Genomic DNA, 17,416 nt, shown 5'->3' with positions numbered 1-17,416 from the left:
TAATCTTTTACGCGAATAAAGAATTATAAAAATCCTATTTTTGAGTAAAATTAGATACTTATGACCAAACCAGATTATAAAACAGCCAAAGATTACGAAGATATCACCTATAAAAAATCCAATGGTGTTGCACGAATTGCATTTAACAGGCCCGACGTGAGAAATGCTTTTAGACCTAAAACTACCAGTGAATTATATGATGCATTTTACGATGCCCAGGAAGATACTTCAATAGGTGTCGTATTATTGACCGCAGAAGGTCCTTCTTCTAAGGATGGGGTGTATAGTTTTTGCAGCGGCGGAGATCAAAAGGCGCGTGGTCATCAGGGATATGTGGGCGAAGACGGGATGCACCGCCTAAATATTCTGGAAGTGCAAAGATTAATAAGATTTATGCCTAAGGCTGTTATTGCAGTGGTTCCGGGATGGGCAGTAGGTGGAGGCCATAGCCTTCATGTGGTCTGCGATCTCACTCTTGCCAGTAAGGAACATGCGATCTTTAAACAGACCGATGCCGATGTCACAAGTTTTGACGGCGGATATGGATCTGCTTACCTGGCTAAAATGGTGGGACAGAAAAAAGCCCGCGAAATCTTCTTTTTGGGAAGAAATTATTCGGCCCAGGAAGCTTATGAAATGGGAATGGTCAACGCGGTAATTCCTCATGATGAATTGGAAGACACTGCTTACGAATGGGCGCAGGAGATCCTGGCAAAATCACCAACCTCTATAAAAATGCTGAAATTCGCCATGAACCTTACCGATGACGGGATGGTTGGCCAACAGGTATTTGCCGGAGAAGCAACCCGGCTGGCATATATGACAGATGAGGCCAAAGAAGGTCGAAATGCCTTTCTTGAGAAAAGAAAACCTAATTTTGAAAAGAAATGGATCCCATAAGCACCCCACAATTTTCAAATTTTGAAGTAGATGTTGCAGCTCTTCCCAGGTATGAAGAAGTGGAGCTGCATCCCATATCTAAAAAATACCTTGTAAAACTGCAGGTTGGAACTACAATTTCCTTCCTGTTTTTTGCGGTGGGATTAATTGTAGCTTATAAGCTTTCTTCCCCCGAATTTCACAATTATATTATTTGGGCAGGACTGTTCATTTTACTCATTTTTGGATGGACGATTTTTAATAATCTTATGTATGTGAAAAAAAGTGGTTATGCACTAAGGGAACAGGATATTATTTTTAAACGCGGATTTCTTTTTGAACGAATTACAGTTGTTCCCTTTAATAGAATTCAGCACGTTTCTGTAGAACGTTCTTTCCTGGATAAAATGCTGAAGATTTCTACAGTAAAGGTTTTCACTGCCGGAGGTTCGGGAAGTGATGTAAGTGTTCCGGGAATTAAACCTCAAACTGCAATTTCTGTAAAAGAGGAAATTTCGGGACGAATATACAATCATGCCTAATTATAATTTTACTGAGCCTCAACGGCAATCGGGCGTGGGGCTTGTGCTCATCTTTGCGACGTCTCTCTACCATATCGCCCGAAACTTGTGGGTAGTAGTTTTTTATTTTGCGTTCAAGGAAGTAGACCAGCGTACTCTGTTACTTGCAGGTGCAGGATTTATTCTGATATTATTAATAAGCCTGGGATATAGTATCAAATACTTTCTGAATTTCAAATTTCACATTGACGAGAAGAATGAAGAATTCGTGCTTCAAAAAGGGGTTTTTTCGACAGATGTTATTAATATTCCGTTTCAGAAGATACAGCAGGTAAATTTCCGCAGAAACATTCTTCAGCGTGTTATTGGGGTTTACAGTGTTGTTGTGGAGACAGCGGGAAGCCAGGATAAGGAAGTTGAAATAAAAGCACTTTCAGAAGAAAGAGCCAATGCATTGGCAGACCTGCTCATGGCTCATGCTGAAGAAGAAAGGGCAGTAGTACAGGAAGAAGATACAAATCTGGAAGTGGGAGAGGAAAATAAGTCTTCTACTTCTAAAGTGCTACCTGAGTGGGAGCATAAAGTAAGCTTGTTAACGCTTATAAAGCTTGGCCTTACCTCTAATTATTTGCGAGGAGTAGGAATAATTATAGCATTTTATTTTACCCTGCGGGAGCAATTTATGTTTAATGATGAATTGTCTGCTCAACTTCAGGAGCCTCAAGTTTACTGGGCACAGGGGAAATTCATGCTAATTATTTTCCTTTTGATCGTGGGAATGGTATTTACAGTAGGAGAGACGGTCATCAAATATTTTGGGCTCCACCTGCAAAAATTCAGGGATACCTTACAGGTGGAAATGGGCCTTAGAAATAACACCAAAGTAAATTTACGCGCGAGCCGAATTCAGCTTTTGCAAGTCTTGACCAACCCTATTCAAAAGGCAATGCGGCTTTACCAGGTAAAAATTTCTTTAGCCAGTAGCGAAAATGATCTTGAGAAGAACCAGATTAAAATTGTAGGCTTACCACCCGATGTGGTCTCCCAGGTTAAGGAATATTTTTACAAAAACAGGATTCAGGAAGAGTTTACTATTCTTCCCAGTAAATTTTTGCTTTTAAAGAAAATTTCGCGGGGATTAATCCCACTACTCGTAGTAGGCGGGCTTCTTCTTTATTACGTAGAAATGATAACTGTATACTGGTTCCTTTCAATTTCTGCTGCTTACTTACTTTTGTTGGTCTTTTATAATTTTCTTTATTATCGAAACCTCAAACTGGGCGTATCTAAAGAGTTTTTGATCAGGTATTCTGGTGTTTGGATAAAGAAGGAGCAATACCTGGAGATATTCAGATTGCAGGCGATTTCTGTATCTCAACCAATCTGGTACAAAAGAAGGGGGCTTGTTTATCTAACTTTTCATTCGGCCGGAGGGGATATTCAGTTTCCAATAGTAAGGAAGGATGAAATTCAGGCATTAAAGAATTACCTGCTCTACAAAATTGAAAGTACCGAAAAGCACTGGATGTAATTTTTTATGAATTTTGTTCTGAATTCTTCAATTTATCCTCTCTCATTATCACTAATTTAGTTATTATGAAATAAATTATGAAGTTGTAAGTATCTGAAAATAAATTAATTAATCCTGTATTTCTTTTCTGAAGATTGTTTAAATTTAAGTATAAATCTAAAGCTTATGGAAAAGATCTACACCTTATTATTTCTACCTTTTTTGCTGTTTATTAGTTCCTGCAGCCTGGATTCTGTAAGGGAGAATTTTTTTAAAGAAGGGGAAAACGGCTATAATTTCAGGGAGAGCAAAGCCGCCTGGGATGATTTAAAGAAGAAGAACGGTAATTCCTATGAATACACTTTTTTAGAGGAATCGTGGACGGGAGTGGGAAGTGAGACAACTATTATAATTGAAAGAGGTAAAGTAGTTGGCAGGTATTATGAGGCCTTTATTATTTCTGCTGAAAATGGAACTAAAACGATCACAGACACATATGAAGAAACTTCCCGTAAAGAAATTGGAAGCCATGCTGCTGGGGCACCACCTCTTTCTATGGATGATCTTTATAAAACCTGTATTTCTCAATATTTGACCGTGGATCCAGACGCAAATGAGGTCTATTTTGAAACAAATGAGACCGGAGTGATGATTCTTTGTGGATTCAGTTCCTATGGCTGCAATGATGATTGTTACGTAGGGATAAGAATTTCAAAATTTACCTGGAGATAAGAAAAAAGGCCACGTCTTGAAAAGAGGTGGCCTTTTTAATATCAAACGTTGCTCTACTTCAATTGTGGAAATTGCGCAGGATTGGACTCGTGCATGATGTCATACACCTTCTCAAAGATATCTTCTACAGAAGGTTTTGAGAAATAATCTCCATCTGTTCCGTAGGCAGGTCTATGATCTTTTGCAGTAAGAGTTTGGGGTTTACTGTCAAGATATCTCCACGCGTCCTGTTCTTCCATGATCTTTTGCATAATATAAGCCGAAGCACCTCCGGGAACATCCTCGTCTATGACAAGAAGTCGGCTTGTCTTCTCAACGCTTTTTACAATATCTTTATTAAGATCAAAAGGAAGTAAAGACTGCACATCAATAACTTCGGCGCTTATTCCAACTTCCTGAAGTTCACGTGCAGCTTGTTCAACGAGTCGCAAAGTAGATCCATAGGAAACCAAAGTAATATCATCACCTTCATTCATGGTTTCCACCACACCAAGCGGAGTTTTGAATTCTCCAAGATTATTTGGCATTTTCTCTTTTAGACGATATCCATTAAGAGATTCTACAATTAGAGCAGGTTCATCACTTTCAAGAAGTGTATTATAAAAGCCTGCCGCTTTGGTCATGTTTCTTGGTACCAGGACGTGGATTCCACGAATTAAATGAAGAATACCACCCATAGGGGAACCACTGTGCCAGATCCCTTCCAGGCGATGGCCACGCGTTCTTATGATGAGCGGTGCTTTTTGCTTTCCTCTTGTTCTGTATTGAAGAGTAGCCAGATCATCACTCATGATCTGCAAGGCATAAAGAAGATAGTCGAGATATTGAATCTCGGCGATTGGACGCAGACCTCTCATTGCCATTCCTATTCCCTGTCCCAGGATAGTTGCTTCACGAATCCCGGTGTCGGCAATTCGCAATTCTCCATATTTTTCCTGAAGTCCTTCCAGTCCCTGGTTGACATCTCCAATTTCTCCTGTATCCTCTCCAAAAATGAGAGTTTCAGGATATTTTCCAAAGATCTTATCAAAGTTCTCTCTTAAAACAAGCCTTCCGTCTACTTCTTCAGTGTTGTCGTCATAAGAAGGAGCAATTGCTTCGATTTTAAGAGCATTAAACTCTGAAGAACTGTAAAGGTGGCTGCTGTATTGTGGCCGCACCTCTTCAGTATATTTTTCAATAAAATTAAGTAACTCCTGTCTTGCTGGAGATTCTTCTCCTCTTAAGAATCGCAGAGCTTTTCTACTTGCAACAAGAATATCCCTTTTTAGAGGTTCCTTATTCCCTTGAAGTTCATTTTTTAGCTGAAGAATAAAATTTTTATTCTGGCTGCTCTCGGCAACTCTTTGAAGTACAGGTATAACATCCTGCAATTTATTCTTTACAGGAGCTGTATGAGCTTCCCAGGCTGCTTTCTTGCCATCTCTTACCTGCTTCTTAATATCTTTTTCAATATCCTGAAGCTCCTCATCTGTAGCTATATTGGTTTCTATCATCCACTCCCGCATCTTTATGTTACAGTCGTGTTCACGTTCCCATTGCAGTCTTTCTTCACTTTTATACCGCTCATGCGAACCCGATGTGGAGTGCCCTTGCGGCTGGGTAAGTTGCTGGACGTGGATCAAAACAGGAATATGCTCTTCACGGGCGATTTTATTCGCCTTCTCATAAGTTTCTATAAGAGCAGGGTAATCCCAACCGTTAACTACAAAAATTTCATAGCCATTGTTTTCTCCTTTATCCCGCTGAAAACCTTTTAATACTTCGGAAATATTTTGTTTTGTAGTTTGGTGCTTTGCATGCACAGAAATCCCATATTCATCATCCCATACATTCATTACCATTGGTACCTGTAGTACTCCGGCTGCGTTAATGGTTTCCCAGAACAACCCTTCACTGGTACTGGCATTACCAATAGTTCCCCAGGCAATTTCATTTCCATTTTTGGAAAAATTTTCTGAATCTATGCCTTCAACATTCCGGTAGATCTTGGATGCTTGTGCAAGTCCCAATAGTCTTGGCATTTGTCCTGCAGTAGGAGAAATATCTGCACTGGAATTTTTTTGTTCGGTAAGGTTTTTCCAGGTCCCATCATCTTTTAAACTGTGGGTGGCGAAATGTCCTCCCATCTGTCTTCCGGCCGAACTGGGTTCCTGGTCAATATCTGTAGTGGCGTATAAGCCGGCAAAAAACTGCTGGATATTAAGAGCGCCAATTGCCATCATAAACGTTTGATCCCTATAATAGCCTGAACGGAAATCTCCATTTTCAAAAACTTTTGCCCATGCCAATTGCGGCACTTCCTTGCCATCACCAAAAATTCCAAACTTGGCTTTGCCGGTAAGTACCTCGCGCCTTCCCAAGAGACTACATTCCCGGCTGGTTACCGCCAGTTTGTAATCACTTAATACCTGCGCCTTAAAATCTTCAAAAGAAATCTCACTTTTTGAGGATGTTTCACTCTGCATAACACGTTTTTATAATTAGCACAAATGTACAGAAAACAATGATTATTTACAATTCAACGATGTGCGTGATTATTTATTTTTTAATAACTAAAAGACGATATTATTGAGATTCTTTTAATAAAAAGAGAAGCAGGGGATAATCTTTAATTAAACCAGAATTTTTTAGAACCAGCTTCGGGTAAACAATCCTGCCAGGGTTTGAATATCCAAAGTGGCAATAAATCTTATCTTTTGATCATAATTGCCTTCTGCAAACTCCCATCCTTCACTGGAGTGGACCGGCAGGAAGATCTCAAAATAATTCTGAACCAGACTCAGTCTTATACCGGAATCGTAAAGCAACTTGGCGTACTGATTTTTATTTTTAACAAGCCCCACATCGCTATAAGCATAGATCCATTTCCAAAGAGTGATATTTCCGTTTATGGTGGTGATCCATTGGTTGGCAAATTTAGGCTCAAGCATAGACTTGAAACCACCTTCTGCCAAAATAATTTGCTGGCTGAATAATCCCGAGGTTTCACTCCTTCCGTAGTAATTATAATCAAATAGATAATCTGTGGGACGGTCGAGTGCAAAACTGAAATAATCACTGTTGGGCATGTCATTGTACAAAAATGCTCCTCCGAAGAACCTCAGACTTATTTGTCGGTCACTTTTTAACAGCTTTCGGTATTCAAGGGTCAAAGAAGATTTGCTGAATTGCTGTGCTACCTGAAAGTCAACAGATCCCGAGAAATGGGTGACCAAACCAGGGTTGCTGTACAGGTAATTTATATTGAACACACTGTAATCTGGCACCTCAAGGTTTGTCAATTCATTTTCGTCTCTGTAAACATTTACGTTGCGCACCATTATTCTTTCTTTGGGACTTTGTCTCAAATAGGAATCTCTAAAATATAATGACAGGTAGGGAGTAAGACGTTGGTACATGAGGTCATAACCAAAGGAAAACCTACTTCCTCCTATACCATAGTTTATCAGGTATAAATCCTCATCAAAGAAAATTTTATGTGACACCCCGGCGCTCCCAACAATTGTTTTGCTTTTTGATGCATAAAAAGGAGACAGGTTATACTCAAAATTTCTATCGAGGACGGTTTTATTATAAACTTTAAGACCCAACGCCAGGCCGTCATACAGGTTATACTGGAACTCGGGCATGAAGAAAACCTGTTGATAACGGGGATCTTCAATATCCTTAAACAGACGAAACTGCAGGGGCCGGTTCATTATTCCTCCTACGGTTCTGTAGTTATTTCTCCTGTTAATTTCGGGAACAATTCCTTCATGATTGACTGCTACCTGTTCTATGCGCGTCGCAGGAATGTATACAGTACGTACGTCGGGAGAATGTTCGACCCAGGTTTTATAAACGATTTCATCATCATTAAGGCCGTATACCTGGATAGGAGCAGTCGTTCCGGTTTTATTCCTAAGGGTGATACGAAGTGAATCTCCTTCTCTGGAAAGACTACGTATTTTAAAATCGATTTTATCTTTGGTCGAAACATAATCATTAAAAAACCAGCTCACATCCTTCCCGGCATTCGAAGTAAGAATATCACGGAAATCTTCGGCTTCCACCGGTCTCAGTTTGTAACGTTCAAAAAATTCTTTAATGGAATAGGGGATAGTATTATCTTCCAGGAATTGATCAAGATATTTAAAACCAACACCTGCCTTAAAAGGGTTGGCTAAATTTTTATTAAACTTTATCAAGGAATCCTGAGGAGAGCTTAAAGGTTGATCCAGATGTTTACGAGCAATGAACAAATACATTAAAGGGTACTGATCATTAAATTCCAGGGTGGAAGCATGAAACCAGCGGATGCCAAAAACGTCACTCAAACTCCCCATTAATTTTAGATCTGGATAAAATTCATCAATGTATTCCATCATCATATAAATGTGGATTCCGTCGAAGATCCATTTTTCTTCCCGCGGATTTAACATGAGGGAATTTTCCAGGTAATTTTCTGTGATGTTTTTGAGTTGTTTTAATTCATAGCCAAAACCATCTGGAAAGGGTCTCAAAAATTTTGGCAATTGATTAAGCCCAAACACAGGGTTTGAAGCGTAATCCTGCTGGGTTGCCAGTATAACGGGATGTGGATAGGAACCTAAATTATTTTGAAGGAAATTTACAATTCGGTTGACAAAGAAAGCTTTCATACCAATGTTAACTCCGCTATCGGTAATATTTGTCAGTACATGAAGACTGTCTACTTGAATATCATCAAAAATAGCCTCTGTGGTAAGATGTAATTCTGTGTCAAATCTTTCTTCCCCAGTTAAAAAAACTGTTTTTTGATCTCCTTTGGGTTCAATCCCTTTCATCTTTAAAGCAGATATAGCTGAAAGGTTGGAAGGGATTGTTAATGCTATATCCAGATCCAGTTTAGGAAGATGGAGATCATTCATATTCTTATGGCTGTAGACTTGCCAGCCATCATTGTATACTCCGGGAGCAATGAACCAATATCTCAACTGGTAGTTTCCCTTGTTTTGATATCCATAACGGGTGAATTCATCGCTGGGGATCTTTATACTGTAATTTAAATTAATGGTATACTTTTCCTGCGGAGCTATGGGTTGTTCGGGAATAATCCTGATCAGGTCGGGCTGGTCCTTTGGCCGCTCCCATCTGAGGAGGTTTAAGGAATCTCCCATAATTGTATTTATGGTAGTTCCTCCTCTTTTATAATCCCGGGCGAAATGAAAATCCCGATCATAATCTTCGAAAAACCTACGGGCAAGTGGCGTTCGTGTGTCTGAAAAAGCATTCATCCAGTCGCTAAGATAGATCTCCCTTAAAGTGTCGCTACTGGTATTCCTGTACTCCAGTTTTTGTTTTATGTACAGGGATTTTATAGTATCGTTGAGCTCTGCTTTAATAAAAACATTATGTTGCCCGAAAAGAGGTAATGTGAGGAAGGCAAACAGAGAAAAAACAATGAGTTTTGTGTTCAAATTTTCTAATGGAGATAGTAGTTCAGACTAAAACGATAATGTGATGCAAGATATTATTTCAAAGCACAATATGGAACATCTTAAAAGAATAATTCCTAAGTTTAAAAAAAAATTAGCATAGTGGCTAAGAGATAAGAGTGCTTCAGACAAAAAAAAATCAGCCTTGTCAAAAAGGCCGATTTTAGAAAGAATTTTTTCCGAAGGGAATTTTAGAAATTAGGACTAAGATTGTATTCGTCATAGAACTGGTCCAGAATTTCGATAACCTCATCGGCAGAGTCAACTACCTGGATGATATCAATATCCCCACTGCTAATATTTTGAAAATTATCAAGTAGAGTGCTTCTCACCCAATCAATCAAACCTCCCCAAAAATCTCTTCCCACCAGGATTATTGGGAATTTATCAATTTTATTGGTCTGGATGAGAGTGATGGCCTCAAATAATTCATCAAGAGTACCAAACCCACCCGGCATGACTACAAATCCCTGAGAATATTTTACGAACATCACCTTTCTTACAAAGAAGTAATCGAAATTGATGTTTTTGTCATTATCTATGTAAGGGTTGTCGTGTTGTTCAAACGGAAGGTGGATATTAAGACCTACAGAGGTTCCACCGGCAAGATGAGCACCTTTGTTTCCCGCCTCCATGACTCCGGGACCGCCTCCTGTTATTATTCCATAACCGTGCTCCACGATTTTTTTAGCCACTTCTTCGGTCAATTTATAGAATTTGTGATCTGGTTTGGTGCGGGCAGATCCAAAAATAGATACACAGGGGCCTATCTGACTTAATTTTTCATACCCATTAACAAATTCCCCCATGATCTTGAAGATCGCCCAGGAGTCATTCGTTTTTATTTCATTCCAGCTTTTATTTCTTGTTTCTGTTCTCATAAAATTTTCAAATTGCGGCTAATTTAACTCTTTTTGAAGAAAACTTGCGGTGTAGCTTTTCTTGTCTTTTGCAACTTCTTCGGGAGTTCCCTTTGCCACTACTTTTCCTCCTTTTTTTCCTCCTTCATAGCCAATATCAATAATATAATCGGCCATTTTAATTACGTCCAGATTGTGCTCAATAATAAGGACAGTATTCCCTTTATTTGCAAGTCTGTTCAGAACCTCCATTAAAACCCTAATATCTTCAAAGTGGAGACCTGTGGTGGGTTCATCCAGAATATAAAATGTGTTGCCGGTATCCCTTTTTGAAAGCTCTGTGGCAAGTTTTATTCGCTGGGCTTCCCCGCCGGAGAGGGTAGTGCTTTGTTGTCCCAGAGTAACATATCCCAGTCCCACATCCTGGATAGTTTTTAATTTTCGATATATCTTCGGAATGTTCTCAAAGAAAATCACAGATTCATTAATGGTCATTTCCAGCACATCAGATATAGATTTGCCCTTATACCTTATTTCCAAGGTCTCGCGATTAAATCTTTTACCCTGGCAGGTTTCACATTCGACATACACATCTGGCAGGAAGTTCATTTCAATAACACGTAATCCACCACCTTTACATGTTTCGCATCTTCCGCCTTTTACATTGAAACTGAAACGGCCCGGTTTATACCCACGTATCATAGCTTCGGGAGTTTTTGCAAAAAGATTCCTGACTTCAGAAAAGACTCCTGTATAGGTTGCAGGATTAGAGCGCGGTGTACGACCAATGGGAGTCTGATTAATGTCTATCACCTTATCAATATGTTCAAGACCTTTAATACTTTTATAAGGCTTTGGTTTTTTTACTCCATTAAAATAATGAGCGTTCATAATAGGATAAAGAGTCTCATTAATTAAGGTGGATTTCCCGCTTCCGGAAACCCCTGTTACAGCGATCATTTTCCCTAAAGGAAAACTTACCGAAACGTTTTGAAGATTATTTCCGGTTGCGCCTGTGAGATCGATTTTTTTACCATTGCCTTTTCGCCTCTTTTCCGGAACCTCAATTTTCATGCTTCCGTTAAGATAATTAGCAGTAATTGTATTGTGCTTTCTAATTTCCTGTGGAGTACCCTGACTAATGATCTCTCCACCGTGTCTTCCGGCTTCGGGACCAATATCAATTACATGATCGGCCCTCTCAATCATGTCTTTATCATGCTCTACCACAATGACCGAATTCCCCAGATCTCTTAAAGACACAAGAGAATTTATTAATTTTTCATTATCCCGCTGATGCAGTCCTATACTTGGTTCATCCAGAATATAAAGAACCCCCACCAGCTGGGAACCAATTTGTGTTGCTAATCTAATTCTTTGGGCTTCTCCTCCGGAAAGGGTTTTGGACCCGCGGTTTAAAGAAAGGTAATTTAGACCTACGTCGACCAGGAATTGCAAACGAGTACTTATTTCCTTAATAACTTCGGAAGCGATCTTCTGTTGTTTTTCTGAAAGTTCCTTTTCTAGATCTTTAAACCAGTCAGCAAGATCTATAATGTCTTTTTGTGCGAGTTCTGCAATATTTTTTCCATTCACTTTAAAATAAAGAGACTCCTTTCGCAGGCGTGTGCCCTCACATTCGGGGCATTTGATCTTATCCATATATTCCTTTGCCCAACGGCGCAGGGAAGTGGATTCATTTTTTTCATAGGTCTCCTCAATAAAAGTGGCAACACCTTCAAAGTCAATTTTAAATTCTCTTGTAATCCCAAGGGATTTTGAATCTTTAGTAAATTTTTCCTTACCGCCAAACAGAATCATATTCAGCGCTTCTTTAGGAATCTTCTCTACAGGATCTGAAAGGCTGAAATCATAACGATCGGCAATCAACTGTAGCTGATTAAAGATCCAATTCTTTTTTTGTGGTCCATGCGGGGCAAGAGCCCCATTTTTTATACTTTTTGAGGGATCTGGAATTAACTTCTTTTCGTTTACCTTGTGTAGGGTGCCAATCCCGTTACAAACAGGACAGGCTCCTTTTGGAGAATTGAATGAAAAATTGTTGGGTTCTGGATTGGCATAGGAAATACCCGAAGAAGGGCACATAAGATTCCTGCTGAAGTATTTGATCTCACCACTATCCTGTTCCATCACCATAAGAACATTGTCACCATGATACATGGCAGTTTTTATGCTTTCGAAAAGACGTTTTCCAGAGTCTTCATTAGAAGTAACCTTTATTCGATCAACAACAATTTCAATATCGTGGATCTTGTAGCGATCGAGCTTCATTCCTTTTACTATATCCCGAATTTCCCCATCGACCCTCACTTTAACAAACCCCTGCTTCGCAATTTGCTCAAAAAGTTCTCTGTAATGTCCTTTTCGGGACCTTATAACCGGAGCAAGAACATTTATCCTTTTCTCTCCAAAATTTCTGGAGATCAAATCCTGTATTTGCTCATCATTATAACTCACCATCTTTTCGCCGGTGTTATAGCTGTAAGCATCACTGGCCCTTGCAAAAAGCAGCCGTAGGAAATCATATATTTCGGTAATTGTTCCTACAGTACTTCGGGGACTTTTGCTTGTAGTCTTTTGTTCAATAGCAATAACAGGAGAGAGGCCGTCAATTTTATCCACATCGGGTCTTTCAAGTCCTCCAAGAAACTGGCGGGCATAGGCGGAAAATGTTTCAATATACCTGCGTTGTCCTTCGGCATAAATAGTATCAAAAGCAAGGGAAGATTTGCCTGAGCCAGACAAACCGGTGATCACTACCAGTTTCTCCCTTGGGATCTTTACATCAATATTTTTTAAATTATGTACCCGGGCACCGAGTATATCAATAAATTCTTCTGTTACTCCCATGAAATTTTTTTGCAAGGTGCAAAGGTACTGAAACTGCAGTTATTAGGAAAGAAGATGGAATCAGGATAATCTCTCCCACAACATCAGTAAAACATAAATTTTTTCTGATTAATTATTTCTTAAAATTAGCTTTTAAAAGTAAAAATTAGTGTTAATGAAAACCTGAAATGTAGGAATATTAATGTTTTAACTTATTAAAAGTCAGATTATTACTACATAGTTTTGGGATTTATTTTGAAGTAGCTTCCATATCTTTACTAATGAAGATGTATAATATTATTTGCTTTAAATAAATTAAAATACTGTCAAAAGTAGGGGGAATGGCAATATGGAAAATAAATTACTATTACTAATTACTAAAAACCGGGATCTAGCCGATAATTTTGAAAAAGAAGTAAACTGTTCCTTTAGTATTTCTCAAGTGAACAATATTCATGGCGGCTATTCTATAGCTCTTAATATGCTTCCAGATATTATCCTGGTTGATTATTCTTCTCTGGGGCTTGAAAGTCTTAAAAACCTCAGCAATTTTAAATCTACCCATTTTCTTAATAAAAGTTTTCTTTTTCTATTAGGAGACCAGGAAAATAAGAGATTTTTAGATCAGAATTTTAAAGATACCGTAGATGAAATTATCTATGACAAAGGTTGTTATCGTTCTATTGTAAAGGAGATAGAGGAAGCAGTAAAAATTAGAGGTTGCCTTACCAATTACTGGAAAGATTCTTTTATGGGGCTTTTTAACCTGCTGGAATATCCAGTAATACTTTTACAGGATGAAAAAGTTGTGGCCATGAATGATACCTTTAGGAAAGACTTTTTTATTACAGGAAAACAAGAAATTACTCTAACAGATCTGGTAGTTGAAAGAAATAAGAGTAAGGTTAAAGAGACTCTCAGGAAATTTTGTAGAGGCAAACACATGAAAGCTACTACTAAAACTTCTCTTATTATGAATGAAAAAATAAGGGAAGCTAAAATAACTTTTTCAAAACTTGATAAAAATCTTGGTGGACAAATGATCATGATGATCAATTTTACCGGGAATGATTTTCCTCTTAAAGAAGAGGTAGGCTCCAGTTCTCCCGAGACAGAAAAGTATTTTTCCAATTACTGTAATCAGGAAGAGCAGTATTTTACAAAGAGGGAAAAGGAAATTATTGCTTTATTATGTAAAGGTTATAAAACGAAAGAAATTTCTGAGGCTTTGTGCATCTCTGCAAAGACGATTGAGAAACATCGGGCTAACATAATACGGCGCACACATTCAGGAACTATATTAGAAAGTATAATTTATGCTCTAAACCATAAAATGATAGAAATTTGAATAAAAGTAGGGTTTTCCCCCATTGCTTTAGGTTCAGATAAATCCTACATTTAACAGGAATTCTGTTAACACTCTCCCCCCCATTACTCCCCCCTATAATTAAGCAAGTTCATACTTGAGACTATATTTATTAACCATTCTAAATTTCATTAATCAAAAACCTTTTAATTATGAAACACCTTAAATTATCAATGGCATGGCTGGCTGTGCTGGCATTAATCTTTACTTCGTGTAGTAAAGAGGAATCCGACTCCATTACAGGGGATCAGGACAAAATTCAATTGACCTTTGGCTCTTTATTAAATGATTTTAATGATCAAAATAAGCAGGCAGAGCCCGGAGTTTGTACTGATGGTACACCAGGTTATGTACTGGTAGGAATTACAGAGGGAGATGATCCCGATAGCGTTAACTTTATAGATGATGGAGATCCTGGTGATGGTGACGATTTAATCCAGGTAGATCTTAAAAATAATGGAGGGAATTGGGAAACCGAATATTCTGATCTATTAGCTTTACCTGCCGGTGATTATCACCTTCAGCATTTTATAGTTTATTCAGAAGATAATCAGGTTTTGTGGGTTGCGCCCAGAGTGGGAGGCGCATTCGAGGATTATGTAGACAATCCTTTGCCACAGCTTATTTCACTTGCAGCCGGAACTAAACCTTATATTTCTGTAGATGTATTGTGCTTTATTCCCAGAAGTGAAGAAGCCTATGGCTATCCTTTCTTTGACTTTGATGTTGTTGAAGTGGAAAATAGCTACTGTATATTCGTGAATTATTGCTGGGATGAAACCGGTCGTGACTATCCTGCTCATTTCTCTGTAGAGGTATGGTCTGATGAATTTGATGGAACAGAGGTTACACTAAGCAATTATATGAATACTATAACAATGTCGGGTAATAACCCTGCTGCTTCTGTGTTGTGCCTTGCCTTACCAGATCTTGGTGACGATACATATTATGCAAGGGTAACTGTTCGTGATCATGAGTTACTCCCGTACGTGTCGAATTCTGAAGTTGATTATTACGAATTCACCTTTACTCAGGATGATATCGAGAATCAGGAATTAATGGTTCCAGCATATAGACATATTCGATTTGAGTGTGGTCAAGTTCCTCCTCCAGGTGATGATGATGATGATGATATACCCAATGATACTGACAACTGTCCTAATGTGTATAATCCCGATCAAACCAATTCAGATGGAGACAGTCACGGAGATGCTTGTGACAACTGTCCTAATGATGACAACGAGGATCAATTGGATTCTGATGAAGACGGAGTAGGTGATGTTTGTGATCCATGTCCATATGATCCTAACGATGAGTGTAATGTACCAGGTGGATGTGATACAGCCTTCATGTTTGGTGATGTTGAACTTAACAGTCTTAATTATCCAGGAAACAACTGGGGCTGGGGACTTGAAATAGATTTCGATGAGTTCGAGGATGAATATTTTGAAGGAGATGGAGTGTGGATCTTCCCATTGTATGCAGGTGCTGGTCAAAATGACATTGAAAAGGCATGGGAAGCAGGCTCTATTATCGTCACTGTTGTAGGTGAATCATTGAATGTGACTTTTGATCTTAACACTGGGGTTACCATGAATGAATCACATATTTGGTTTTCAAATGATTCATGGCCAGAAAGCAGAGCTCCCGGTCAATTTGACTTGGGTACCGACACTTTTAACCTCGTAGGAGAGGGGCCTTATTACCTGATCGTACACGCAGAAGTATGCGGTCCTGAAGCAGATTAATTTTTATATCTAAAAAATCCGTCCCGGGGGACCGGGACGGTATTTACAACAATGCCTTTTACAAGGTCTAGTATTTATTAACCATTCTAATTATTAATTAAAACTCAATTTATTATGAAAAATTTTAAAATTTCAATTGCCTGGTTGGCAGTTTTTGCGATGATCTTTACCTCGTGTAGTAAAGAGGAAGCTGGAGTAATCTCTGATGATCCTGAAACAGTACAATTAACTTTTGGTGCACTGTTGAACTCTTTTAATCAACAAAATAAACAGGCCAGTTACGAATGTGATTCAGAGGCGGTACCTGCATATGTTATGTTAGGATGGTCTACCGAAGAAGATGCCGGAATGGACGATTATGATCTTATTCAGGTAGATCTTGTTAACAACAATGGATCCTGGGAAACAGTTTATTCTGAAGATCTAGCCGTTCCTGCAGGCACTTATTATTTACAACATTTTGCAGTCTATGACGCAAGTGATGAGGTGCTTTGGGTAGCTCCACGTGAAGGGGGCGCTTTTGCCTCTGAGGTAGATGATGCTCTTCCTTTGACAATTGAATTGGCAGCTGGAACAAAACCTTATATTGATGTGGATGTTCTTTGCTATTTTGCCAGAGAAGAAGTAGCCTATGGTTATCCTTTCTTTGACTTTGACGTTATAGAAGTTGAAAATAGCTATTGTGTATTCGTTAATTACTGTGACCTCGTTGGTGAAGGTGCTACAGGAAGAGAGTATCCAGCTCATTTTAGACTTGATATCTGGTCTGATGGATTTGGAGGTTCTGAACTAGTAACTACTGGAATGAATGAAGTTGATATGACTGGAGACTGGCCAGCTGCTTCAGTACTATGTGTTGCTTTACCTGAAATTGTAGGAGAAGATCTTTATGCAAGAGTAACTGTTTTAGATGATGGACAGGCATATACTCCTGAAGCTGGAGATGTTCATGAATTCAGAATTTCTCAGGCTGATCTGGATGATATTGAGGCTGGAACTCCAGGTTATCAACATTTCAGAATTGGTTGTGATGGAGATACTCCTCCTCCAACAGGATGTATCCCTGCACCGGTAGACGGATGTGTGACTTTATCTTTTGCTGAAACCGTAAGTATTGAAGGTTTCCCAGTTAACACTGATCCGTTCTATCCATTAATGTATAATAATGAACAAGTGGGAGTAATAACTTTTGATCTTGAGTCAGCCGGAGCTTACAGCATGGATGCTTCTATTGATCTCTATGAAGGTTGGACTGCGACTGATGTTGAAATCTCTTTACCCGATTTTGTTAATACAGATATCTGTGTTCAGAATATAGAGGAGAATGATTTCCTTGTGACTTATATGGTCGATGAGAATGTGGTTGTTGATGGAATTAACTTCCCCGTGGCTGTTGAGTTCGATGCAAACATCTGTTTTAATGGTGTAGACTAATATTCAAAAGTTCTTTTAAAACAGTTTAGAATTCTGAAAGCCGTCTGCTTTAGTAGA

The 17,416-nt window shown here is 38.8% G+C and carries 11 protein-coding genes; 7 read left to right on the top strand and 4 right to left on the bottom strand.

The annotated features are described in order from the left end of the window. The first annotated feature begins 60 nt into the window (after positions 1-60). The 4 genes from LA313_RS02765 to LA313_RS02750 all read left to right on the top strand — a co-directional run bounded on the left by LA313_RS02765 (position 61) and on the right by LA313_RS02750 (position 3,642). Complete coding sequence (locus tag LA313_RS02765; protein WP_228913086.1) at positions 61-900, top strand: 1,4-dihydroxy-2-naphthoyl-CoA synthase; 840 nt, start codon at positions 61-63, stop codon at positions 898-900. Then, positions 888-1,421 carry a PH domain-containing protein gene (locus LA313_RS02760; RefSeq protein ID WP_228913085.1) on the top strand — a complete coding sequence of 178 codons (534 nt, stop codon included), beginning with the start codon at positions 888-890 and terminating at the stop codon, positions 1,419-1,421. Before LA313_RS02765 ends, LA313_RS02760 begins: the two co-directional genes overlap by 13 nt. Further along, positions 1,414-2,931: a PH domain-containing protein gene (locus LA313_RS02755; protein ID WP_228913084.1), complete on the top strand. Its 1,518-nt coding sequence runs from the start codon at positions 1,414-1,416 to the stop codon at positions 2,929-2,931. The genes LA313_RS02760 and LA313_RS02755 overlap by 8 nt, the downstream gene beginning before the upstream one ends. A gap of 165 nt (positions 2,932-3,096) precedes the next feature. Next, positions 3,097-3,642, top strand: a complete 546-nt coding sequence (locus tag LA313_RS02750; protein WP_228913083.1) for a hypothetical protein — start codon at positions 3,097-3,099, stop codon at positions 3,640-3,642. Positions 3,643-3,695: 53 nt separating this feature from the next. Here LA313_RS02750 and LA313_RS02745 read toward each other — a convergent pair whose 3' ends face one another. The 4 genes from LA313_RS02745 to uvrA form a co-directional block, all read right to left on the bottom strand. After that, complete coding sequence (locus LA313_RS02745) at positions 3,696-6,110, bottom strand: alpha-ketoacid dehydrogenase subunit alpha/beta (protein WP_228913082.1); 2,415 nt, start codon at positions 6,108-6,110, stop codon at positions 3,696-3,698. Positions 6,111-6,272: 162 nt separating this feature from the next. Beyond that, the gene (locus LA313_RS02740) at positions 6,273-9,083 is read right to left on the bottom strand and encodes a gluzincin family metallopeptidase (protein WP_228913081.1); all 2,811 of its coding nucleotides are present in this window, start codon (positions 9,081-9,083) and stop codon (positions 6,273-6,275) included. Positions 9,084-9,292: 209 nt separating this feature from the next. Next, on the bottom strand, positions 9,293-9,982 hold the full coding sequence (locus LA313_RS02735; RefSeq protein ID WP_228913080.1) for an LOG family protein: 690 nt from the start codon (positions 9,980-9,982) through the stop codon (positions 9,293-9,295). Positions 9,983-10,000: 18 nt separating this feature from the next. Next, entirely contained in the window at positions 10,001-12,832 is a 2,832-nt protein-coding gene (gene uvrA / locus LA313_RS02730) for an excinuclease ABC subunit UvrA (protein ID WP_228913079.1), read from the bottom strand. 328 nt (positions 12,833-13,160) lie between these two features. On the opposite strand from uvrA, the gene LA313_RS02725 reads away from it, so the two are divergent. The 3 genes from LA313_RS02725 to LA313_RS02715 all read left to right on the top strand — a co-directional run bounded on the left by LA313_RS02725 (position 13,161) and on the right by LA313_RS02715 (position 17,359). After that, a complete protein-coding gene (locus tag LA313_RS02725; protein WP_228913078.1) occupies positions 13,161-14,159 on the top strand; it encodes a response regulator transcription factor in 999 nt (332 codons plus the stop codon). A 170-nt stretch (positions 14,160-14,329) separates the two neighbouring features. Further along, positions 14,330-15,925, top strand: coding sequence for a thrombospondin type 3 repeat-containing protein (locus LA313_RS02720; protein WP_228913077.1), 1,596 nt, complete (start codon positions 14,330-14,332; stop codon positions 15,923-15,925). A 114-nt stretch (positions 15,926-16,039) separates the two neighbouring features. Continuing rightward, positions 16,040-17,359, top strand: coding sequence for a hypothetical protein (locus LA313_RS02715; RefSeq protein WP_228913076.1), 1,320 nt, complete (start codon positions 16,040-16,042; stop codon positions 17,357-17,359). Positions 17,360-17,416 lie beyond the last annotated feature (57 nt).

It is taken from the genome of Salinimicrobium sediminilitoris, from assembly GCF_020866905.1.
Taxonomy (GTDB): Bacteria; Bacteroidota; Bacteroidia; order Flavobacteriales; family Flavobacteriaceae; genus Salinimicrobium; species Salinimicrobium sediminilitoris.
This window is presented reverse-complemented; position numbering and strand designations above follow the sequence as displayed.

Excerpts from the sequence above, each read along its gene's own strand:
- LA313_RS02725 (WP_228913078.1), top strand. The coding sequence starts at position 13,161 with ATGGAAAATAAATTACTATTACTAATTACTAAAAACCGGGATCTAGCC.
- LA313_RS02765 (WP_228913086.1), top strand. The coding sequence starts at position 61 with ATGACCAAACCAGATTATAAAACAGCCAAAGATTACGAAGATATCACC.
- LA313_RS02735 (WP_228913080.1), bottom strand. The coding sequence starts at position 9,982 with ATGAGAACAGAAACAAGAAATAAAAGCTGGAATGAAATAAAAACGAAT.
- LA313_RS02720 (WP_228913077.1), top strand. The coding sequence starts at position 14,330 with ATGAAACACCTTAAATTATCAATGGCATGGCTGGCTGTGCTGGCATTA.
- uvrA (WP_228913079.1), bottom strand. The coding sequence starts at position 12,832 with ATGGGAGTAACAGAAGAATTTATTGATATACTCGGTGCCCGGGTACAT.
- LA313_RS02755 (WP_228913084.1), top strand. The coding sequence starts at position 1,414 with ATGCCTAATTATAATTTTACTGAGCCTCAACGGCAATCGGGCGTGGGG.
- LA313_RS02760 (WP_228913085.1), top strand. The coding sequence starts at position 888 with ATGGATCCCATAAGCACCCCACAATTTTCAAATTTTGAAGTAGATGTT.
- LA313_RS02715 (WP_228913076.1), top strand. The coding sequence starts at position 16,040 with ATGAAAAATTTTAAAATTTCAATTGCCTGGTTGGCAGTTTTTGCGATG.
- LA313_RS02750 (WP_228913083.1), top strand. The coding sequence starts at position 3,097 with ATGGAAAAGATCTACACCTTATTATTTCTACCTTTTTTGCTGTTTATT.
- LA313_RS02745 (WP_228913082.1), bottom strand. The coding sequence starts at position 6,110 with ATGCAGAGTGAAACATCCTCAAAAAGTGAGATTTCTTTTGAAGATTTT.